This window comes from Pedobacter sp. 05T44 (assembly GCF_056395985.1).
In genome coordinates this window covers 15,178-34,764 of the sequence record NZ_JBFTKO010000013.1, presented here as the reverse complement: position 1 = coordinate 34,764, position 19,587 = coordinate 15,178, and the positions used below count along the sequence as shown (strand labels likewise).

The following is a 19,587-nucleotide window of genomic DNA, read 5'->3' as shown; positions in this document are numbered from 1 at the left end:
AGCAATAGAAAATTAAATGAAAGCAGATCTGGAGCTTAAGAACACAAATCTCTTGCAGGTTATCGTTGATGATCGGTATAGGATCCTGCGTCACGCTGTACTTTTAGTGGTTAGTTTGGTTGTTATTACCTATTCTAACTGGCAAGCAGAATACTCCGGACCTTTTAATTATTTTAGATTATTAAGTGTTTATGGAGTATTAATTGCTATGTGCTACATCAACATGTATATACTGGTGCCCGTTTACTTTTTTAAGGGCAGGTACGTGTTGTATCTAATTCTTTTTTCCCTCCTGGTATTTCTCAGCCTTACTTTCATATCTGGTTTATTTCAAGTGTATCTAGACTCAGCGGGAATGCAGTTAGGACATGGCTATAAAGAAGATGATCATGGTTTTTTTGAGGGCTTTTTTATAACAGTGTCGATTATCCTGATTACCACCATGATTAAATTATTTCAACGCTGGACAAAAGATAATGAGCGAATTGCCGAGTTGAATAATATAACCCTAAGGATGGAACTCAATGAGCTAAGAAATCAGATTAATCCACATTTCCTTTTTAATATGCTGAATGGCATAAAAGCATTGATACGCACAGATCCCGAGAAAGCTAATCTAGTGATTATGAGACTTTCTGAGTTTTTAAGGTACCAGATTTATGATAATAATGAAGAAAAGACGCCGTTACGATCAGAAATCACCTTTTTGTCGAACTTCCTGAACCTGGAGATGCTCAGGAGGGACAAGCTTTCTGTAGATATTAATATTCCCGATACTCCCGGAATATTGGATGGGATCTTTGTACCACCCAATTTGTTTACCACTTTTGTAGAAAATGCCGTTAAACATAGTGTGGATGTGAGTGGTGGAGAGCCCCACATCACAATTAAATTTGTAATTGTTGATGCTGAACTTCATTTCTTTTGTATGAACTCAAAAGATCCACTGTTTATACCTAACGATCAAAAGAATAGTGGATTGGGGTTGGCAAACATTAAACGAAGACTGCAACTGCTCTACCAGAATAACTATTTTTTAACCATAGATTCCACAGAAAATCAATTTTCAATTCTATTAAAATTGCCCTTATGAACTGTATCATTGTAGACGATGAACCTTTGGCCAGAGCGGAGATGAAAGCGTTGATCAACGAAGTATCCTCAGCTAAAATATTGGGCAGTTTTTCAAATGCATGGACCGCTCTTGATTTTCTGAAATCAAATAAAGTCGATTTGATTTTTCTGGACATCGAAATGCCCATGGTTACCGGGCTAGATTTTGCCACTCAATTATCAGGCTCAACATTGGTTATCTTCACAACGGCCTACCCGCAGTATGCCTTAAAAAGTTATGAACTGGACGCAATCGATTACTTGCTCAAACCCATAGACAAAGGGAGGCTGGATAAAGCGATCAAAAAAGCCGAAACTTATCAAAGCCTGCTTTCAGGCAACCCTGAAAAGAACACACTTGAAGGTAATACGGCAGATTTCTTGTTAATCAAATCAGATAGACGATTTCACAGGATCAAATTCGAGGATATCAGATTTATAGAAGGACTAAAGGATTACGTAGTAATACATCTGGCTGGCCAAAAGCTGATTACAGCCATGAACTTAAAAACCTTCCATCAAAAAATTCCTCAGGATACCTTTTTGCGCGTAAGCAAATCCTATGTGGTGAACAAGAATTATATTGAATCTTTTGACCACCATACTATTTACCTTGGTATAAATGAACTGCCAATAGGAGAGGTTTATAAAAAGGACTTCTTCACTATATATTCAGGAGGTTCAATCTCTCCTGAAATTTGATATTAAAAAAAAAGTTAATGAAGTAAACAGATATGTTACATTTATTATATTTGTTTACTCATCTTAATCCTATGAAAAAGCTCTACTTATGGCTTATTGTAAGTCTGATTTCTGTTAATCTGTTTGCACAAACAAATACTGCAAAACAAGATATTATTCAAAAACTTAACGGCGAAGAAATGAAAGGCAAAGTTGTCAAGGTAACCGACAGCGATGTTACATTTATATATGATGGCGAAACTGCGGAATACGTCGTTAAAAAATCTGATATTGCTAAAATTGTGCATTCCAGTGGCAGAATTGAAATAATCAGCCAACAGAGTCAGCCTTCTCAGGACCGCCAAAAAGATCCTGTAAGCATGTCTGCCTCCCCAGCTGATCATCACAATAAAATAGCTGTCCTCCCATTCACTTATTTGATGGACAATCAACCTGGCGCAGATGCAATTGGCCTCAAGGCACAGGAAGACACTTATGGATTCCTTTCACAGCATTCGGCAGGTTATACCATTTTGGATTCAAGAACAACCAATGCTATGTTAGCCAAGGCAGGGGTAACCAGAGACAAAATGATAAGTTTTACCATGAAAGAAATTTGTGATATACTTGGTGTAGAGTATATTGTTGATGGCATAGTTACACAAAATAAAGGCTACCAGACCAGTTCTTCAAGCGAAAATTCAAATACCAAGGTGAAACGCGATGGCGACAAAGATGTAAAAGGAATTTCTTCTTACGGTTCCTCATCCAGCAATGCTGTTCAACGATACGATGTGGCCGTAAGTCTGCATATTTATATGGACAATAACGCCAGTATTTATAGCCAGACCCATAAAGCTTTTTTAAGTAATACCGATGGTTCTTATGCTGGCCCATTGGAATATCTGCTCAAAAGATGCCCACTTTACAGAAAATAAAACTACTCAATAGACCAAACGCCTTACAGTTTTGTTGCGGTTTTCAAGTCCATTTCCCAACAAACTGAGCAAAAGCATCTTTATGCTGATCACCCACGCTGATCATCATTTTGCCAATATGTACCGAATTTTTGGTCATGGATGTGATCTTATCCAGTGAAACGATAAACGAACGATGCACACGCATGAAACGTTTCGGGGGTAATTTTTCTTCCAATGCTTTCAAGCTGGTACGCGATAGGGTTGCTTTCTCGGCATTCTTTAGTTCAACCTTTACATAATCCTTTAAGCCTTCGATATACAGAATATCATCCAGGGCGATGCGCACAAGTTGATATTCCACTTTCAGAAAAAGATAATTTTCGTCTGCACTTTCTGTTTCATTTGCCACGGGGGCTTTTGCAGCAGGCTTATTTAGTAATTCAGCATAGTTCAAAGCCTTTTGGGCAGTCCGGTGAAATTCTTTGTAATTAAAGGGCTTTAGCAGATAATCCAAAGCATCTACTGTGTATCCCTCCAGGGCAAACTGGTTGTAAGCTGTAGTAAATATAATGCGCGGTTTATCAAGCCCCGTGTCCAGTACGCGTGCCAGCTCAATGCCATTTAGGTCGGGCATTTGTATGTCCAGAAATATGAGGTCAATCTTCTCAGTGCGAATGGCTTTTAGTGCATGCACAGCATTTGCGTATTTTCCTGCCAGGTGCAAAAAAGGCGTTTGTTCAATGAATTTGCACACCTGACTAAGTGCCAGGGGCTCATCATCAACTGCAATGCAATTCAATATCATAACAGATCCAGAATTAAGTGAACAGTGTACTCATTATCGGCATTGAGCTCGCAGATCTCTAGTTTATGTTTACCTGAATAAAGCAGCTCGAGCCTCCTGCGGGTATTCACCAAACCAATGCCGCCGCTGGTATCTAAGCTAACACTATTATCTTTCATTATCGAATTTTTTACAGTAATATCAAGCAGACTTTCCCGTTGCAGGATCACAATATCGATATGACTTTGCGCTGTCGCACTCACCCCATGCTTAAAGGCATTTTCAAGGAAAGGCAATAAAATCATCGGTGCCATGGGCATATCCTTTAATTGCGGGGGAGTATCAATCTTCACCTTTACTGCGTCGGTTAACCGCAATTGCATCAGACTAATGTAATCCTCCACAAAGGCAATTTCCTGGCTCAGCTGGGTTTGTCCCTGCTGCGTTTCATAAAGCAAATACCGCATCATGCGAGAAAGCTGGTGAATGGCCTCGCCGGCCATATCCCCGTCAACCTGGGTAAGCACATAAATATTGTTCAATGTATTAAAGAAGAAATGCGGGTTGATCTGTGCCTTAAGGAACGACAACTCTGAAGTGATCTTGTCTTTTTCCATCTCCTCGCGTTTCTGCTTATCTTTTTGCCATTTCCCAATGGTGGCCAGGCTGGTACTGATACCAAGCACCATTACAGAAATAACTAAAGTAAACACTTGCAATATATTTTCTCCTCGGTGTGCCAATATCTTCATCATCAAACGTTTATGAAAAGATTCATCAAACAGCCATTGATGAAAGTTAAGCGCCGGTTCACTCCAACCATCTAAAATTACGATGACTATAATCACCCCAATGATTATTGCAAAATAGTAACCAGGATGTTTTTTTAACAAAAACCTGGGCACCAGAACAAAAGCATTGATATAAAATGCAATCACCAGCAGGCCAAGCGTAATTACCTGTCTTATCCAGAATGCATAATGAATATTAATCCCTGAAAAAAAAGGCAGATAAAAAAATATAGCCAGCCCGAATACACTCCAAACGAGGATATGTATCAATATGGTTATCAGCTTGCTTTTTGATAGTAATAGTTTCATTTCATAAAACTGGTTTCATTATTTGTCCGGAACATAATAAAAACAGCTGCAATATCACTTATTAACTGGTTTCCTGCAAATTCCAGCGCTATTGAGCCATTTTGTGCCGACCAACAGGCATTTTTCGTCTTTTAACGGGGATTACCTTTTTTTATGATATATAAGATCTCGTTAATCGAACAAAAAGAAGCCTCCGTCTATGATCTGCTTGTCGCGGTATATTACATTTTAGGATGCATAAATAATGCTTTTGCTTTGTGTCTATGAAGAAGCAATTAATATCAACATTTATTCTCATCGCTTATAGTGCGATCCTGATCAAGGTAATGGTATTTAAGGATGTGCCCATGATCAGGATAGGCTCCTTGATGATTTATTTTGGTGGATCACAAACAGGTCCGGCCAATTTAGTTCCGTTCAAAACCATTTTGGTGTATCTGCTAGGGGAGAAGGGCTTGGTAATCGGAGGCATTAATCTTATCGGAAACATTATTTTGCTTGTACCGGTAGGATTGCTGGGCCCTTTGGTTTTTGCGGACATCACATGGAAAAAAATGTTTGTGCTTGCAATTGCCACCGGTTTTGCAATCGAGGGATTACAGGTACTATTGCGTGTGGGCATATTTGATATTGATGATGTTATATTAAACGGACTTGGTGTTATGATAGGCTATTGGGCCTTTACCGTTCTGGGAAAGAAGCTGCGTTTGATGGAATCCAAAAATATCAGGATTGCCGTAATTATAATGATGCTTGTAGCTGCTGGCGCAGCATCTTACGGTCTTGTTCTTTACCAGAAGGGTCAGTTTCCCCTTAGTTTGGAACCGGGCCCGGAGCGCGGCAGGTCTGACCGTGCTGAAGAGGGTCAAGGTAGTGGGCCTTCTCAAGGCAACGACCCCTGTGGGGGCACCGGTGGCCTGGGACAGATTGTAAGTACAGGAAATCAGGCTATCATTATTCAACAGCGCGACGGCGAGAAAGTAATGATTAAACTTACCCGCCAGACAACCATCAGAAACTCTTCAGGCGCCATCTTAGTGTCCGATTTAAAAATAGGTAGCAAGGTAACAATAGTTACCTACCAGTCAGATGCAGAGGGCAACAAAATTGCAACAGCTGTTTTGGTTTGCAACGCACCAAATCAGGGATCATGAGACGTCTACATTTTCTTTCAGTTGCTGCCTTGCTTTTCAGTATGCAGGTTTACGCACAAACCGGCCGTCAGGTAACCGGTGTGGTAAAAGATTCCACAGGAGCAACGCTACCATGGGCAACGATTAAATTGTTTACAGATAAAGACAGTTCAGTTGTTGCTACTAATTCCACTGGCAGGTTTACCTTCTCATCGGTATCAGTTAATCAATTCAGCCTGGTGGTTACTTCTTTAGGTTATCAGGGTGTTAAACGGCGGTATAATCTTGCTCCTAACAACATCACAGCCGAACTAGATCCAATCGTATTAAAAAGTGACCCTATTACGCTTCAAGGTGTTACAGTCACTAATGCTAATGCGGTTAAAATAAGGGAAGATACAATTGAATACAATGCATCAGCATACAAAGTGCGAGAAGGTGCAGTAATTGAAGACGCCATTAAGAAAATGCCTGGTTTAGAAGTAAGTAACGATGGTAACATCACAGCACAAGGTAAACAAGTAAACAAGGTGCGACTCAACGGGAAAGATTATATGGCAGGTGATGTGAAAAGCCTGACCCGAAACCTGCCTGCAAATCTGGTGCAGAATGTACAGGTCATAAACGATTACGGTGATCAGGCCAATATTACGGGCATCAAAATCGGTGACCCACAAAAGGTATTAAACATTAATATCAGGAAGGATAAAAATCATGGCTATTTTGGTCAGGGAACTGTGGGCAGCGGCCGTGATGCTGTTCGGGAAACAGCAGGGATAAAAAATGGGGGTCGTTATGTCGGAGCAACCAATGTATTCAGTTTCCAGGACAAGCGTCAGATAACCATATCAGGTGACGTCAACAATACCAATACAAGCCTGTTTACCTTTACCGGCGGAGACCGTCCGAATGTGTTTGGTCCGGATCCAAAAGGTATTACTACCACACGCTCATTAGGGTTTAATTATCGTGATGATTGGAGTAAAAAGGTAAAAGTTTACGGCAGCTATAGTCTTGCAGACAACTCGGTATACACCACTTTAAAAACGGTTCAAAATAACATATCAGGCCAGCTACCTTCAGTCCAGAACAGCAATAGCACAGAGAATACCCAGAATCTTAACCATCGTTTTAAATTCAATATAGAATACAAGCCAGATACAGTAAATTACTTTAAATTCATCCCAACGTTTTCGTACAGCGGGGGGCGTACCGATCAAAATTTTGCAAGTAGGCTACAAGCCCAAAATATCGGTAACACTTTAATCTCAGATTATACAAGAAGTTTATTGTCTCACACCAAGGCGCCCAACTTTGGCCTTAGTGCATTGTACAACCATCGGTTTCGGAAGCGCGGGCGCAATTTCAATGTATTGTTAGCCAGTGGTACTACAAGAAATAAACAGTATCAGAATCCTGTCTACAATTATCTGGAAGGCAATGCCAATGCGCCGGTAAATCAGATGATCAATACCAGCAGGCGTACCGACAGCTTGGGTCTTTCTTTGTCATACCTGGAGCCGATAAGTAAAAAAACATATCTGGAATTTAATTACCAGTACCATAACGTACAAACAGGGGCGGACAGGCTTACCGACACGGTTGCCGGCGCAGGTGATGTCAATCGCGATCCTAATTTAAGTAACGATTACAATTTCAATTTCATCACCAACAATTTTACCGTAAACTATCAGGTAATTGACCAGAAATATAACTTTACATTGGGTGTGACCGCGCAACCAACATTGCTGAAGGGCTCATCATCTGCCACTGCCCCGACACACAAAACCATATTTAATTTTTCACCGGTACTGCATTATGTTTATAACTTCTCCGACCTTCAGGCACTGGCTTTGGACTACCAGGGAGCAAGCAATTCACCAGTCTATTACCAATTGCAGCCGGTGATTGACTTTTCAGAGGCCAGCTATCCGATACAGGGTAACGCGGATCTGCTGCCCGAGTACAACAACAACTTTCAGATCAGGTATAACAAATTCGGAGACGGTACGGGCAAAACTTTTTTTGTGAACCTGAGTTTTACTCAAACTGACCATAAGATTGTAGCCAACACCGTTACCTATCCACGCAATTACAAAGCTGACCCAAGGCTAGCGGGGGCAATATTAACGAAATATCAGAATGCTTCTGGGTTTTATAATGCTTCGGCATATTATGCGTTTGCCAAGCCATGGGCAAAACGAAGATACAGCTTATTCTTTAATGGGAAGGTCACTTACAATAACAACATTTCTTACCTCACTGATGTTCTCGATTCACTCGGTATTGATCAAACTGTCCAAAAGAATATCGCTAAAAACTTTGTGCTTTCTCAGGGAGTACGTTTCAGGGTAGATATTCCCGAGGTTTTAGACGCAGAGGCGAGTGCCAGTTATAGTATTAATCAATCCAAAAATTCTGTCGCACATGCCAATATTGACAATAACTTTCAAACCATTACTCTTGGCACGAATGGCAACCTCTATTTCCTGAAAAATTGGACCTTAAATTATAACTACAGCAAGATGATTTATGAAGGCTTCAGTGGTTCCACCAACCCAAATATTCTGAATACCTACCTAGAGCGGCGTTTTCTAAAGAACAACATAGGTACGCTGCGCTTTTCTGTGTATGATGTATTTAGTGAGAATACAGGTTTTACCTCAACTCAAAACGCTTATGCCATTACGCAAAGCAGCGTAAACCGCTTAGGGCGTTATTACCTGCTCACCATTACACTCAGACTGCAAAAGTTTGTTGGTCGTCCTCCAAGGGGGATGCCAGGTGGCCCGGGTGGGGGTGGTTAGCCCCCGGGCTAAGTGCAAAAATCTAATCTCCTCCTAACGGTTTTACTAACTTTAAGGTTTTTTCATTACCAGAATTTGCTGTTTTTGCATCATACTCAATGCTTTCGGTGATTAAGTCAGAATCATAAGCAATTCTGGCTTTTCCCTCAGGCACGAAAATACCTGTACCACCTTTGCTGTTATCAATGTTTATTAAACCAATAGTGTAATTTTTAATGTTGTTGCCTTCTTTTACACCCGAAATTATCGTAGCAAATATGGCAGAGTAGGAGCCATAAGTAGATTTAACTTTCCCGTAGATGGTAAAATTATTTCCCGAACCTGATATTGCCGTTACAATGCTGGTATCTCTTAAAGTTAATACATGCTCGCCAATTAAGCTTATACCAAAATCATCATTGTGTTGGTCAAAAAATTTCACCTTTGAACTCAGAAATGCATTTCCCGGTTTATCTCCGGATATGTTTGATGCTTTTAGAATCAGTGGCGATACATAAAATGCGCCCTCCATATTAGGGGGTGTTGTACCTTCATTAACTGGAAAATTTAATCTTTTAAGGGTATCTAAATATTGCTGTGGAATTACATCCTCGATTTTATTTTTAAGAATTTCTTCATTTGATGGCCCATCTTTATCTTTTTTGCATGAAGCAAGGTAAGAGATGCATATTATTGCCAGTATTACAATTGAAGTGTTTTTCATTGGTATTATCTTTTACTTTTTAATTTTAATTGATATTTGTCCGTCTTCCAGGGCTTCAATATTTTTCTCGGCAAAGATGGCCGGATTGGTCTGTTGTAAGGCAACCAGTAAATCTTCTGTTGTGCCACTATGCTGCAAATTAATTGTAGAGCCCGATGAGCTAAATTTCATTTTCGAACTGGCCACACCCTTAGTACTTGCTGCCTTTTCATTAATGCTCTTTAGGGTAGCAAAATCGACACCGATAATATTTACAGTAGTTTGCGCTTCGGCTGCCACTTCTTCCTCCGCAACTTTCTTTTTGCCAAAGAAGCTACCGATTTTACCACCGGTTTTTCCGGCTCTATCAGCTTGTTTTCCCGCTTTATCCGCCTTGTCAAGCGCGCGGTCTATTTTATCTAAAATGCCTTGTGCATTTACAGATGCTACACCAAATAATATCATGGCGAAGCAAATAATTCCAAATTTTTTCATAACGGTAATTTTTAAGATGTACTCAAAGTGACTAATTATTGCTTTTTCAAACAATAGATGAAAATTTGTATTTTTTTCTAATGGTTTACCTGTATTTTTTGTGATAATTTTTTATCGCAAGGTTACCTCACCAAATCAAGCCTTTGAAGCAATTATACACTGATGGTGCAGTTAGAAGGAGGTAAGAAAAAAAAGCGGGTAGTTTTGCTATTCCTTATATAGCTAGCAATTCAGTTATCTCCGTAATTATTTGTGATAATTATATGTGGGCCAAAATATTAACCAATTTGTTGAAAGGATCACGCACAAAAAATCTACGAACACCCCACGGCTCATCAACGGGACCATATTCAATTGATATCCCACAATCTCTCATTCGCTTAAGCGCCTCATCAATGTCATCGACTTCGATAGATAAATCAGGTACCGGTGTACCCGAACCACCCTCCGTTGCAAAGCTTATCTGAATGTTTTGATTCTCATTAGACCCATAGGTCTTAATCCAACCATGATCCATCAATAAATCAAGCCCAAATATAACTTGGTAGAATTGTTTGGCCGCATCTATGTTTTGCGTGGATATGTCTACAACGATTCTTTTAACTTTCATAGATTAATATTGACTGCAAATAAAAGAAAATAATGAACACATATTGTAAAGTTTCTGAGTTTACAGGTTAAGATAGCAGTTCAGGTAAATCCGAATAATATTTATCTTTATTTCAAAAGCTACCTTTTATGAACACACTAGATGCCTTTATTAAAGCCAGTGTATGGTATGGCTCAACAGACGAAGCCGAAGCCTTACTTGCTTCTTCTCCCGACATTGCCGAAAGTAGCATTTACACGGCTGCATTGCTTGGAAATGACATCGCCATAAAACACTTTTTGGCTCAAGATCCTTCTCTTGCCACCGCTAAAGGAGGAACACTAGGATGGGATGCATTAACCTATCTCTGTTTTTCCCGGTTTTTGCATAGTCTCCCTCCGGCATCTTTTGTTTCCGCTGCTCAAACATTGATCAGGGCCGGAGCTGATGTAAATACAGGTTTCTTTGATGATCAGCATACACCTCATACAGAGTGGGAAAGTGTCCTTTATGGCGCTTCTGGGGTAGCATTCCATCCGGAATTGACCCGATTGCTTCTCAACAACGGTGCAAATCCTAACGACAACGAAATACCTTATCATTCACCAGAAAGTTACGACAACCGTGCCTTCCAGCTATTGCTCGATAGTGGTAAGATGACTGTAGATTCCCTGGCTACTATGCTGTTGCGTAAGTGTGATATTCATGATACCGAAGGCATCCGCTTGGCATTGCACAGTGGGGCAGATCCTAATCGTTTAACCATTTGGGGCGTTACAGCGCTACACCAGGCCATCCTGCGCGACAATCAGTTACAAAACATATTGATGATACTGGAGCATGATGCTAATCCTGGATTGCAAAGCCAGAAAGACGGCAGATCTGCCACAGTGATGGCAGCACAAAGGGGCAGGGCAGACGTATTGCAATTGTTCCGGGATTACGGATTTGACATATCCCTGCAGGGAATGGACGAACTGGCCAGAGCCTGTGCGCTGGATGAATCTGCAACAGGAATTTTATCGGCTGAGTATGGAGGTATGCTACTTGGTGGGTTTGCGGGAAATAACAACGCGGCAGGAATAGGAAGAATTCTTGCCTTGGATATTCAAGTAGATACGCCTTATGTAAATGGAGATGGTTATTTTGGAATTCCGAAAAATAGTACTGCATTGCAGATTGCAGCTTGGCGCGGAGCTCATGATGCAGTAAAAATGCTCATCAATAACGGAGCAAACGTAAATACAAAAGATACTAACGGAAATACACCATTGTTGCTCGCTATACGTGCTTGTACCGATTCCTACTGGATGGACTGCCGCAAAACGGATTCGATTGCAGCGTTGATTTCGTCGGGGGCAAATACGGAAGGTATTATTCTGCCTACTGGATATGATGATGCAGACCGCTTACTTGATGCCGAACTCAACAATGATATCAGATAGTTTTATCTAGTTATTGAGTAAATTTGTAAACCAAAATAAGTTAAATAATGGAATACATACAGGTCAAAAAGGCTACTATTGATGATTTAAGTGCCACTCAGCGCATTGGTAGAGAAACTTTCTTTGAAACATTTGCCGATAGTAACACGAAAGAGGATATGGAAAAGTATCTTGAAGACAGTTTTAATAATAGTCGCGTGATTGCTGAATTGAGGAATCCAGATTCATCGTTCTATATCGCTTGGGAAAATGAAAATCCTGTTGGTTATCTAAAATTAAATACCGGAACTGCACAGACAGAACAACAAGACCAAAAAGCTTTAGAAATTGAGCGCATATACGTCAAAAGCAGTCATCATGGAAAAAAGGTAGGTCAACTTCTTTATGAGAAAGCGCTCGAGGTTGCTCGGGAAAAGCATAACTCTTATCTATGGTTAGGTGTTTGGGAAAAAAATCCACGAGCAATAAGATTCTACGAAAAAAACGGATTTATAGCTTTTGACAAACACATATTCAAAATGGGTAACGACGAGCAGATAGATATTATGATGAAGAAAGAATTATAAAAAACGTAGTTCTACCTATAAATTATATGTTCTGACGCAATTCACCTCTAAGTTGTCGTTTTTACACCACATCAAACTCTGAAATGCACTCCATCTTTGTCTTGTCAATCAAATACTTTTATCATCAAACTAAAAAGAAAACGAAATGAGAAAAATTACAGTATTGTCGATGATTTCACTAGATGGGGTGATGCAAGCACCAGGTGGACCCGGAGAAGACACATCAGGTGGCTTCAAATATGGCGGCTGGACCGCCTCATATGGAGATGAGCTTTTTGGCAAGATCATACAGGAAGAGTTGAAGCCTGCAGAATATCTTTTAGGTAGAAAAACCTATGAAATTTTTGCGTCCTACTGGCCCGATCACGCTGACTTTTGGCCTGGCATTAATGATGGTGCCAAATATGTCTTGTCACAGACCGTGGAAAAATCAGATTGGAAAAATACTATTTTCCTCCAAAATGTGGCAGATATAAAGAAACTTAAGAATTCCGAAGGTGCCGACATTCAAGTTTGGGGTAGTAGTAAGCTCATTCACTTGTTGCTTAAACATGAGCTTGTGGACGAGCTCCGTTTAAAAATTTACCCAATAATTCTTGGTGAAGGAAAAAGACTGTTCGATAACGCCGTGATCCCGGCAGCTTTTACATTAGCAGAACATCATATTACATCAAAAGGGGTTATCATTGCCTATTACAAGCGAGCCGGAGAAGTTACTACAGGCAATGTTGGGTAGTAAGTAACAGACATATGCTTATTAAAAAGAAAGAATAGGGGGCATCTTACATCTTATTCACTTTGCGGATTACCTTTTCAATTCTAGACCGCTTACTTTCTTTCTCAATACCTCTTATTCTGGAGGTCAATGTCTTTACGAAAGCCACTTTATTTTTGGTATTGACAACGTGGAATGCATTTTCTGCATACATGGGTAATTGGTTGTCGGGGCTTTTCAGTAGTCGCTCATTTAGTAAAGAGAACACACTCTCGTTATATTCTTTAACACCACAAAGTTTAATCATAATACCTACACAATGGTCATTGGTGATAACTGAACCTTGGTCGGCGGTGGCTATTATTTTAGGCAATGCATTATAGATTGCTTCAGGTTTAATTGCAGTGATCGCATTTAAAGCGGTCATTGCTCCCCACTGCAAACGGTTATTCTTACTGTCTAAAAGATTTATCAGTTCCGAACTGAAATCAGCTATCATTTCCGGTTTCAATGTTCCAATCTCATAAATTACCTTTATGCAATCGTTCTGGATATCCTTACTTTTATGATGGAGGTTTTTAACCAACTCCCGAACTGCCTCATTGTTGGTGCATTGTACAATAGCATTGGCTAGTTCCTGATTGGGTACTTCATCCCTTCTTCCTAATGAATGTGCTAACTTATCTATTGTGTTGGTATTCATTTTTTATTAATTTCTTGTACTCAAAGAGACTTGGTATGTTAATTTTATATGTCTGAATTTACGAAATAGAAACCAGTTTTAAAGTAAAATAACAGATTATCATTTTAACCTTTTAACAGCTAAGCTATAGGCTACATCAAGATGATTTTTTAAGACTGGTAAGCTTTTCTTACGTGGTTTTACGATACATAACCAATACATTGCTCCATAAAAGGGGTGAGGCATCACTATGTTCTCTGCAGTGAAATCTATTCCCGAGTCTACATATGCACCAATGCCTTTCTTTAGCGCTATGCCCTCAAAGGTGTTAATAAATGATGCTTTGTCGATACCAATATTTAGTCGAAAGAAACCCTCTCTATTCAACTGAGATACACTGTCGAAATCATTGTCACTGGTAACTATAGTTGCAAATGGCATCATCTTTTCCTGATCATACATAAAGAACAGGTCACCATTCGCTTCTGTTATATTCACATTTTTAAAATTTGATAAAATATACGCAGTAATTTCCTCTATGGTCATAATCAATTCTGGTTGCAGTTAAATTGTAAATGTCTGCCGCTAACTTTACATTTGCAAGTAGTTACCTCTTTGTATAATAGTAACAAAAAGTAAAGTTTTATTGATTTACAGTGCTTTAAATTTTCAATGCAACAAAATAAAATTGACACCTGTCCATTTCAGGAAGCAATGGATCTGATGTCGGGCAAATGGACCATGACAATCATCAATACACTGATGGCAGGTAAAATGAGGTTTAAGGTATTGGAAAGATCAATCCCTGGTATCAATACACGTATGTTGGTTAAGGAGCTCAAACAATTGGAAAAAACAGGGGTTCTGACCAGGACCGCTTATGCCACAGTTCCTCCAACTGTCGAGTATGCATTAAGTGAAAAAGGAATTTCATTGACATCTGTCCTTGCTGCTGTTCAAGACTGGGCTTTAAAAAACATGCAAACCAAAAATTAAACTTAAGATGGAAATAAATAAGATAGATATATCTACCAGATATGCTACACATGCCGACTTGCCTAAGCTTGGCAAATTTTTACAAATGTTGGTTGAGGCCGAACGTCCTTTTAATCCTACTTTAAAGGATGGCGAAATCTTCTATTACGACCTTAAGACACTTATAGAGGATGAGCAAACAGCAATCCTAGTGATCGAGTTTAATGCTGAAATCGTTGGATGTGGTTATGCCCAAATTAGATCAGCAAAAGCTTACGAACGTCATGAGCTCTTTGGTTATCTGGGCTTCATGTTTGTAAGTCCGGAATTTAGAGGAAAGGGGATTAATAAGCTATTGATAAACGATCTTAAGCAATGGGTTTTATCAAAAGGAATAACTGAGCTGCGTCTTGATGTATACCACGACAATGATGCGGCTGTGAAGGCATATGAAAAAGTAGGTTTCAAGAAATTACTTACAACAATGCGCTGTGATATCAGCTAATCGCTATTTTAATATTAGTTGGCACAACCCAAAAATAACACCAGCGTGCGCCTTATCAACCATAAAAATTCGTAATTAAAGCCAAAGAAATGTTGGCTTTTTTTTACAAATTGCGATTTCACACACAATGAATGAGAACTAACCTAAATAGTGAGTTGGCCACCAAGCCGCACTATCCCATATTAGACGGCCTTCGCGGTGTCGCAGCCATAATCGTTGTAACGTTTCACCTGGCTGAACCATTCTCAACAAGTAATTTAGATAAATTCGTTAATCACGGTTATCTGGCTGTCGACTTTTTCTTTTTATTATCAGGCTTCGTGATGGGCTATGCCTACGACGATCGCTGGCATAAAATGACAGTAGGAAGCTTTTTCAAACGCCGCATCGTACGCCTTCAGCCAATGGTGGTTTTGGGGATGACCCTCGGCGCAATCGGATTCTATTTTACAGATTCTACACTATGGCCGCTCATTCATACTATTCCTATCTGGAAGATGCTGCTGGTACTGCTGATCGGTTATACGATCCTGCCCGTGCCATTATCTCTTGATATACGTGGCTGGCAAGAGATGCACCCCTTGAATAGTGTGGGATGGTCATTGTTCTTTGAATATATTGCCAACATTCTTTACGCAATCTGGATCAGAAAATTCTCCAAAACGGCATTAAGTATTTTAGTTGGCATCGCTGCTATCGCACTCGTACACCTGGCGATCACAAACGGCGACGTTAGTGGAGGATGGACGCTGAACGTGGAGCAGGTACGCATTGGATTAACGCGCGTCATGTATCCGTTCTTTGCCGGTCTGTTACTTTCCCGTGTTGCCAAGCACACCCGTATTAAAAATGCCTTTCTATGGTGTAGCCTTTTAGTAGCTATAGTACTCTATATGCCTCGCATTGGTGGTGCAGAGCATCTTTGGATGAACGGAGTTTATGACTCTGTTTGCATTATCATCGTATTTCCACTTATCGTATACCTTGGCGCAAGTGGCCGGATGCAAACCCAAAGAGAGAACCGCGTTTGCAAATTCTTAGGTGAGATATCATATCCACTTTACCTGGTACATTATCCGATTGTCTATTTTTACGTGGCCTGGATCAGCAACAATAAAGGTTTAACGATAGTGCAGGCATGGCCATATGCGTTAATCATCTTAATAAGTAGCATCATTTTGGCATATGCCGCATTGAAATGGTACGATGAGCCAGTTCGCAAATGGTTGCGGAAAAAGCTTACATGAGGATCAGAAAACGGTTAACCCAAAGATGAAATTTTAGAAAAAGCTATTGAAATGGCCAAATGATTATGATTTACAGATAAATACTAACGAAACATATTACCTAATGAAGCTATTTATTTCTTTACTCACGTTTCTAATATTTGTTCAATTTGCTTATGGGCAAAACGTTGACAGTCTAAAAAAAGAAGAAGTTCAAAAAGAGTTAGAACAACAATTATTTCCAGGTTCCCAACTACAAAACGATTTTCATTTCGAATTTTCAAACCCTTTTACTGAATTAACTTTCTTAACACAAGATGGTTATAAATTAAATGGATTACTCTTCAAGGCAAAGCAGACGGAAGGATTGATATTTTATCTGCATGGCAGCAATGACGGACTTGATACCTGGGGGAAAGTTGCCCCTTTTTATAATAATCTTAATTATGATATCTTTATTCTTGACTATCGAGGTTATGGGAAGAGCGAAGGTAAGGTGAGTAGCGAACCTCAATTGTCTAGTGACATTCAAATGGTATATGACAATTTAAAAAAGATCTATCCAGAATCGAAGATTATTGTGATTGGCCAATCAATAGGTACAGGGCCTGCCGCTATCCTTACAGCAAACAATAATCCGAAAGCGCTTATCTTACAAGCGCCATATTATAGCCTACCAGATTGGATATCCAACATTGCACCGGATATTGATACTTCCAATATGAAATATCAATTTAAGACTTATGAATTTTTGCAGAAAATAAAAGCACCTGTAACAGTTTTTCATGGAGACGCAGACGACGCTATATATATTGGCTCTTCGAAGAAACTTAGTTCATTTTTTAAGAAAGATGATAGATTGTTTATTTTGAAAGGCGAGGGGCATAACAACTTTATAAATAATACAGAGTATTTAGAAAAAATGAAGACGATTCTTCAACAATAGCCCTTCTTACACTTTATTAAACTTGTGTTATGGCTACTTAACGCGATTCAATTTGATCAATCATAGCCTTTTTTACAGCGGCCAAAGCATGATCCTTTGCCTGAGCAAAGGATATACTGTACATACGTTCAATTGAACGTAAACTTGCGGGAAAACTTGACAATAGTTTATCATAATAATCATCCAGAAGATCTGGTGATGGTTTGCGGATCGTAACGCTAAGGTCAAAACAACGGAGCAACGACGGTTCAATAAACTCACTATAATCCGTAGCACAGATCAGTAATGCATTATCCGGATAATAATCAATCAGATGAATCATTGTATTAACTAGTCTGCCCATTTCATCCCCATCTTTAACATCAACACTTCTTACTTTGCTTATCTCATCAAACTCGTCAATAAATAATACGGCTTTTTCTTTAGCTGCTATATTAAAAACAGTTTTAATGCTGTGTGTTATATCATTAATAGATCCTGAGAGGATATTACTCAGATTTAATACAATTAAATTTTTTTCCAAACCAGAGGCAATAGCCTTAACTGTGTAAGTTTTGCCACATCCCTGGCTCACATTCAGTAACATCTTGTTGTCAATCGGCAAACCATATTCGTTTAATTGTTTAAAATAACGATGTTCACTGATTAACCGTGTAATTATTTGTTTATTCGCATCATCAACAAAAAGGTCGTCCAGCAATACCTTTTCGCTATCGTTTATAAAATAATTATATGTATACATTCTCCATCTAATTGAAAGCGTGCCGTATTAAGTCCATCAGAAAATAATACATCGTAAAAAAAAAATATCCAAGGTGAAGACCCCATGCCCGTATATATACCCATACAAAAATGGAGCCATATACCTTAAATGATTAAGTAAAAAAACTCTGTATTGTTAATCGAAGGCACAGATTTACAAGAATATACGCCATATAGACCTATACTGGAAGGGTATAAGCCCTATATTTTTTTAAAAAAACTTGTAAAATGTTGAAATATTATCAAACTCCATATAAATAGTGACTTTGACAAGTGATGAAAAAGGGGTAATGGATTACCTAAAAATTGAATTATGGCCGCAGATGATGATTGCCTGGATAAAATTGAGTTGGTAACCCATAAAATGAGAAAATTAATTATTTTATTGACGATTATACAGCCGTAATAAACTTATTTATTACCAAGTTGTTCTGCTAGGCCAATCAGAATCCCTTCCACTCCGCGAATGTAGCACAACTTATAGGAGTTCTCATACTGAACCATTTCGCCAACCAGTTCAGCGCCATGTTTGCTAAGTCTTGATACCACCTCATCAATATCTTCAACAGTAAACATTACTCGTAAATACCCCACCGAGTTCACGGGGGCCGTACGGTGGTCTGAAATAACAGTTGGCCTTAGAAATTGCGACAGTTCCAAACGACTGTGGCCATCCGGGGTAACCATCATAGCAATCTCTACATGCTGATCGCCCAGTCCGGTAACACGACCAGCCCATTCACCCTCAATTGTAGCCCGTCCTTCAAGCTTTAATCCTAATTCTATAAAAAAGGGGATCACATTGTCCAGCGATTCTACAACGATGCCAACATTATCCATCCTTACTATCTTACTTTTTGTCATGTTTTTTCTCCTCAAATTTATTACTGTTCAGGTGCGCCTTTAGGATCCATCCATACAAACTCCCAATGGTGGCCATCTAGGTCCTCAAAGCTGTGTTGGTACATAAAGCCGTAGTCAGTGGCCGGATTAGGTATGGTGGCACCTGCGGCCTGTGCTTTATTTACCATTTCGTCAACGCCCTCTTTACTATCTGCAGACAGGCAAATAGAGCACTCTACCGCTTTGTGGGCATCCACAATTTCTTTTTTAGTGAACGTCTGAAAGAAAGGTTCTGTTAGCAGCATAATATAAATGGTATCGCTAATGATCATGCAGGTAGCTTTCTCATCGGTAAATTTGGGGTTAAAAGTATAACCAAGTTTGGTAAAAAACTCCACAGATCTGTTAAGGTCCTTAATAGGGAGGTTTACAAAAATTTGAGTTGCCATTATTTTTTTATTTAAGTTATACTCAAAGATACAGCAATGCCTTGCACGTTCAACTGTGCAATAATGACAAATTAAGGGGGGAAATACGACGTGCTAAACAACTAACAGATTTTCTAAAACCTCCCGTCATCCCGACGATACGAGAGATCCCCTGGTTCTCGGGATAACG

The 19,587-nt window shown here is 39.4% G+C and carries 22 protein-coding genes; 12 read left to right on the top strand and 10 right to left on the bottom strand.

Going from position 1 to position 19,587, the window contains the following annotated elements:
- Window positions 1-16: 16 nt before the first annotated feature.
- The 3 genes from AC1DDK_RS18760 to AC1DDK_RS18750 all read left to right on the top strand — a co-directional run bounded on the left by AC1DDK_RS18760 (window position 17) and on the right by AC1DDK_RS18750 (window position 2,732).
- Entirely contained in the window at window positions 17-1,093 is a 1,077-nt protein-coding gene (locus AC1DDK_RS18760) for a sensor histidine kinase (protein WP_337716003.1), read from the top strand.
- Window positions 1,090-1,815 (top strand): LytR/AlgR family response regulator transcription factor, encoded by a 726-nt coding sequence (locus tag AC1DDK_RS18755; protein WP_337716005.1) that lies wholly within the window; start codon window positions 1,090-1,092, stop codon window positions 1,813-1,815. Before AC1DDK_RS18760 ends, AC1DDK_RS18755 begins: the two co-directional genes overlap by 4 nt.
- 71 nt (window positions 1,816-1,886) lie before the next feature.
- Window positions 1,887-2,732 carry a hypothetical protein gene (locus tag AC1DDK_RS18750; RefSeq protein ID WP_288881538.1) on the top strand — a complete coding sequence of 282 codons (846 nt, stop codon included), beginning with the start codon at window positions 1,887-1,889 and terminating at the stop codon, window positions 2,730-2,732.
- Between the two features lie 43 nt (window positions 2,733-2,775).
- On the opposite strand, the gene AC1DDK_RS18745 is transcribed toward AC1DDK_RS18750, so the two are convergent.
- Together AC1DDK_RS18745 and AC1DDK_RS18740 are read right to left on the bottom strand one after the other, a co-directional pair.
- Window positions 2,776-3,519, bottom strand: coding sequence for a LytR/AlgR family response regulator transcription factor (locus tag AC1DDK_RS18745; protein WP_288881540.1), 744 nt, complete (start codon window positions 3,517-3,519; stop codon window positions 2,776-2,778).
- Window positions 3,516-4,598, bottom strand: a complete 1,083-nt coding sequence (locus AC1DDK_RS18740; protein ID WP_288881542.1) for a sensor histidine kinase — start codon at window positions 4,596-4,598, stop codon at window positions 3,516-3,518. The genes AC1DDK_RS18745 and AC1DDK_RS18740 overlap by 4 nt, the downstream gene beginning before the upstream one ends.
- A gap of 263 nt (window positions 4,599-4,861) precedes the next feature.
- Between AC1DDK_RS18740 and AC1DDK_RS18735 the strand changes: the two genes are divergently transcribed.
- A complete protein-coding gene (locus AC1DDK_RS18735) occupies window positions 4,862-5,752 on the top strand; it encodes a VanZ family protein (protein ID WP_337716007.1) in 891 nt (296 codons plus the stop codon).
- On the top strand, window positions 5,749-8,538 hold the full coding sequence (locus tag AC1DDK_RS18730; RefSeq protein ID WP_337716009.1) for a TonB-dependent receptor: 2,790 nt from the start codon (window positions 5,749-5,751) through the stop codon (window positions 8,536-8,538). The genes AC1DDK_RS18735 and AC1DDK_RS18730 overlap by 4 nt, the downstream gene beginning before the upstream one ends.
- Window positions 8,539-8,560: 22 nt before the next feature.
- Here AC1DDK_RS18730 and AC1DDK_RS18725 read toward each other — a convergent pair whose 3' ends face one another.
- The 3 genes from AC1DDK_RS18725 to AC1DDK_RS18715 all read right to left on the bottom strand — a co-directional run bounded on the left by AC1DDK_RS18725 (window position 8,561) and on the right by AC1DDK_RS18715 (window position 10,325).
- Window positions 8,561-9,241, bottom strand: coding sequence for a hypothetical protein (locus AC1DDK_RS18725; RefSeq protein ID WP_288881549.1), 681 nt, complete (start codon window positions 9,239-9,241; stop codon window positions 8,561-8,563).
- 12 nt (window positions 9,242-9,253) lie between these two features.
- Entirely contained in the window at window positions 9,254-9,715 is a 462-nt protein-coding gene (locus tag AC1DDK_RS18720) for a hypothetical protein (protein WP_172662662.1), read from the bottom strand.
- Between the two features lie 259 nt (window positions 9,716-9,974).
- The gene (locus AC1DDK_RS18715) at window positions 9,975-10,325 is read right to left on the bottom strand and encodes a VOC family protein (RefSeq protein ID WP_337716011.1); all 351 of its coding nucleotides are present in this window, start codon (window positions 10,323-10,325) and stop codon (window positions 9,975-9,977) included.
- A 128-nt stretch (window positions 10,326-10,453) separates the two neighbouring features.
- Between AC1DDK_RS18715 and AC1DDK_RS18710 the strand changes: the two genes are divergently transcribed.
- The 3 genes from AC1DDK_RS18710 (at window position 10,454) to AC1DDK_RS18700 (ending at window position 13,051) form a co-directional block, all read left to right on the top strand.
- Window positions 10,454-11,749 (top strand): ankyrin repeat domain-containing protein, encoded by a 1,296-nt coding sequence (locus AC1DDK_RS18710; protein WP_172662664.1) that lies wholly within the window; start codon window positions 10,454-10,456, stop codon window positions 11,747-11,749.
- A gap of 47 nt (window positions 11,750-11,796) precedes the next feature.
- Complete coding sequence (locus AC1DDK_RS18705; RefSeq protein WP_172662665.1) at window positions 11,797-12,315, top strand: GNAT family N-acetyltransferase; 519 nt, start codon at window positions 11,797-11,799, stop codon at window positions 12,313-12,315.
- 145 nt (window positions 12,316-12,460) lie between these two features.
- The gene (locus AC1DDK_RS18700) at window positions 12,461-13,051 is read left to right on the top strand and encodes a dihydrofolate reductase family protein (RefSeq protein WP_172662666.1); all 591 of its coding nucleotides are present in this window, start codon (window positions 12,461-12,463) and stop codon (window positions 13,049-13,051) included.
- A 46-nt stretch (window positions 13,052-13,097) separates the two neighbouring features.
- Here the strand turns inward: AC1DDK_RS18700 and AC1DDK_RS18695 are convergent, their stop codons facing one another.
- Window positions 13,098-13,733 (bottom strand): HEAT repeat domain-containing protein, encoded by a 636-nt coding sequence (locus tag AC1DDK_RS18695; RefSeq protein WP_172662667.1) that lies wholly within the window; start codon window positions 13,731-13,733, stop codon window positions 13,098-13,100.
- Window positions 13,734-13,832: 99 nt separating this feature from the next.
- Window positions 13,833-14,258, bottom strand: coding sequence for a DUF6194 family protein (locus tag AC1DDK_RS18690; RefSeq protein WP_216854463.1), 426 nt, complete (start codon window positions 14,256-14,258; stop codon window positions 13,833-13,835).
- A gap of 126 nt (window positions 14,259-14,384) precedes the next feature.
- Between AC1DDK_RS18690 and AC1DDK_RS18685 the strand changes: the two genes are divergently transcribed.
- The 4 genes from AC1DDK_RS18685 (at window position 14,385) to AC1DDK_RS18670 (ending at window position 17,364) form a co-directional block, all read left to right on the top strand.
- Entirely contained in the window at window positions 14,385-14,708 is a 324-nt protein-coding gene (locus tag AC1DDK_RS18685; RefSeq protein ID WP_172662669.1) for a winged helix-turn-helix transcriptional regulator, read from the top strand.
- 7 nt (window positions 14,709-14,715) lie between these two features.
- Window positions 14,716-15,192 (top strand): GNAT family N-acetyltransferase, encoded by a 477-nt coding sequence (locus tag AC1DDK_RS18680; RefSeq protein ID WP_172662670.1) that lies wholly within the window; start codon window positions 14,716-14,718, stop codon window positions 15,190-15,192.
- A gap of 131 nt (window positions 15,193-15,323) precedes the next feature.
- The gene (locus AC1DDK_RS18675; protein WP_337716013.1) at window positions 15,324-16,439 is read left to right on the top strand and encodes an acyltransferase family protein; all 1,116 of its coding nucleotides are present in this window, start codon (window positions 15,324-15,326) and stop codon (window positions 16,437-16,439) included.
- Window positions 16,440-16,542: 103 nt separating this feature from the next.
- Entirely contained in the window at window positions 16,543-17,364 is an 822-nt protein-coding gene (locus AC1DDK_RS18670) for an alpha/beta hydrolase (RefSeq protein ID WP_337716014.1), read from the top strand.
- 37 nt (window positions 17,365-17,401) lie between these two features.
- On the opposite strand, the gene AC1DDK_RS18665 is transcribed toward AC1DDK_RS18670, so the two are convergent.
- The 3 genes from AC1DDK_RS18665 to AC1DDK_RS18655 all read right to left on the bottom strand — a co-directional run bounded on the left by AC1DDK_RS18665 (window position 17,402) and on the right by AC1DDK_RS18655 (window position 19,418).
- Window positions 17,402-18,106 (bottom strand): ATP-binding protein, encoded by a 705-nt coding sequence (locus AC1DDK_RS18665; RefSeq protein ID WP_288881564.1) that lies wholly within the window; start codon window positions 18,104-18,106, stop codon window positions 17,402-17,404.
- A 431-nt stretch (window positions 18,107-18,537) separates the two neighbouring features.
- Entirely contained in the window at window positions 18,538-18,990 is a 453-nt protein-coding gene (locus tag AC1DDK_RS18660) for a VOC family protein (RefSeq protein WP_172662674.1), read from the bottom strand.
- 20 nt (window positions 18,991-19,010) lie between these two features.
- Window positions 19,011-19,418 (bottom strand): VOC family protein, encoded by a 408-nt coding sequence (locus AC1DDK_RS18655; RefSeq protein WP_172662675.1) that lies wholly within the window; start codon window positions 19,416-19,418, stop codon window positions 19,011-19,013.
- Between the last annotated feature and the right edge of the window lie 169 nt (window positions 19,419-19,587).

What these genes read in the sequence shown, in the direction of transcription:
- AC1DDK_RS18760 (WP_337716003.1), top strand. Translation starts at nt 17, where the DNA reads ATGAAAGCAGATCTGGAGCTTAAGAACACAAATCTCTTGCAGGTTATC.
- AC1DDK_RS18730 (WP_337716009.1), top strand. Translation starts at nt 5,749, where the DNA reads ATGAGACGTCTACATTTTCTTTCAGTTGCTGCCTTGCTTTTCAGTATG.
- AC1DDK_RS18715 (WP_337716011.1), bottom strand. Translation starts at nt 10,325, where the DNA reads ATGAAAGTTAAAAGAATCGTTGTAGACATATCCACGCAAAACATAGAT.
- AC1DDK_RS18680 (WP_172662670.1), top strand. Translation starts at nt 14,716, where the DNA reads ATGGAAATAAATAAGATAGATATATCTACCAGATATGCTACACATGCC.
- AC1DDK_RS18670 (WP_337716014.1), top strand. Translation starts at nt 16,543, where the DNA reads ATGAAGCTATTTATTTCTTTACTCACGTTTCTAATATTTGTTCAATTT.
- AC1DDK_RS18660 (WP_172662674.1), bottom strand. Translation starts at nt 18,990, where the DNA reads ATGACAAAAAGTAAGATAGTAAGGATGGATAATGTTGGCATCGTTGTA.
- AC1DDK_RS18705 (WP_172662665.1), top strand. Translation starts at nt 11,797, where the DNA reads ATGGAATACATACAGGTCAAAAAGGCTACTATTGATGATTTAAGTGCC.
- AC1DDK_RS18750 (WP_288881538.1), top strand. Translation starts at nt 1,887, where the DNA reads ATGAAAAAGCTCTACTTATGGCTTATTGTAAGTCTGATTTCTGTTAAT.
- AC1DDK_RS18745 (WP_288881540.1), bottom strand. Translation starts at nt 3,519, where the DNA reads ATGATATTGAATTGCATTGCAGTTGATGATGAGCCCCTGGCACTTAGT.
- AC1DDK_RS18725 (WP_288881549.1), bottom strand. Translation starts at nt 9,241, where the DNA reads ATGAAAAACACTTCAATTGTAATACTGGCAATAATATGCATCTCTTAC.
- AC1DDK_RS18710 (WP_172662664.1), top strand. Translation starts at nt 10,454, where the DNA reads ATGAACACACTAGATGCCTTTATTAAAGCCAGTGTATGGTATGGCTCA.
- AC1DDK_RS18740 (WP_288881542.1), bottom strand. Translation starts at nt 4,598, where the DNA reads ATGAAACTATTACTATCAAAAAGCAAGCTGATAACCATATTGATACAT.
- AC1DDK_RS18695 (WP_172662667.1), bottom strand. Translation starts at nt 13,733, where the DNA reads ATGAATACCAACACAATAGATAAGTTAGCACATTCATTAGGAAGAAGG.
- AC1DDK_RS18720 (WP_172662662.1), bottom strand. Translation starts at nt 9,715, where the DNA reads ATGAAAAAATTTGGAATTATTTGCTTCGCCATGATATTATTTGGTGTA.
- AC1DDK_RS18685 (WP_172662669.1), top strand. Translation starts at nt 14,385, where the DNA reads ATGCAACAAAATAAAATTGACACCTGTCCATTTCAGGAAGCAATGGAT.
- AC1DDK_RS18700 (WP_172662666.1), top strand. Translation starts at nt 12,461, where the DNA reads ATGAGAAAAATTACAGTATTGTCGATGATTTCACTAGATGGGGTGATG.
- AC1DDK_RS18735 (WP_337716007.1), top strand. Translation starts at nt 4,862, where the DNA reads ATGAAGAAGCAATTAATATCAACATTTATTCTCATCGCTTATAGTGCG.
- AC1DDK_RS18755 (WP_337716005.1), top strand. Translation starts at nt 1,090, where the DNA reads ATGAACTGTATCATTGTAGACGATGAACCTTTGGCCAGAGCGGAGATG.
- AC1DDK_RS18655 (WP_172662675.1), bottom strand. Translation starts at nt 19,418, where the DNA reads ATGGCAACTCAAATTTTTGTAAACCTCCCTATTAAGGACCTTAACAGA.
- AC1DDK_RS18690 (WP_216854463.1), bottom strand. Translation starts at nt 14,258, where the DNA reads ATGACCATAGAGGAAATTACTGCGTATATTTTATCAAATTTTAAAAAT.
- AC1DDK_RS18665 (WP_288881564.1), bottom strand. Translation starts at nt 18,106, where the DNA reads ATGTATACATATAATTATTTTATAAACGATAGCGAAAAGGTATTGCTG.
- AC1DDK_RS18675 (WP_337716013.1), top strand. Translation starts at nt 15,324, where the DNA reads ATGAGAACTAACCTAAATAGTGAGTTGGCCACCAAGCCGCACTATCCC.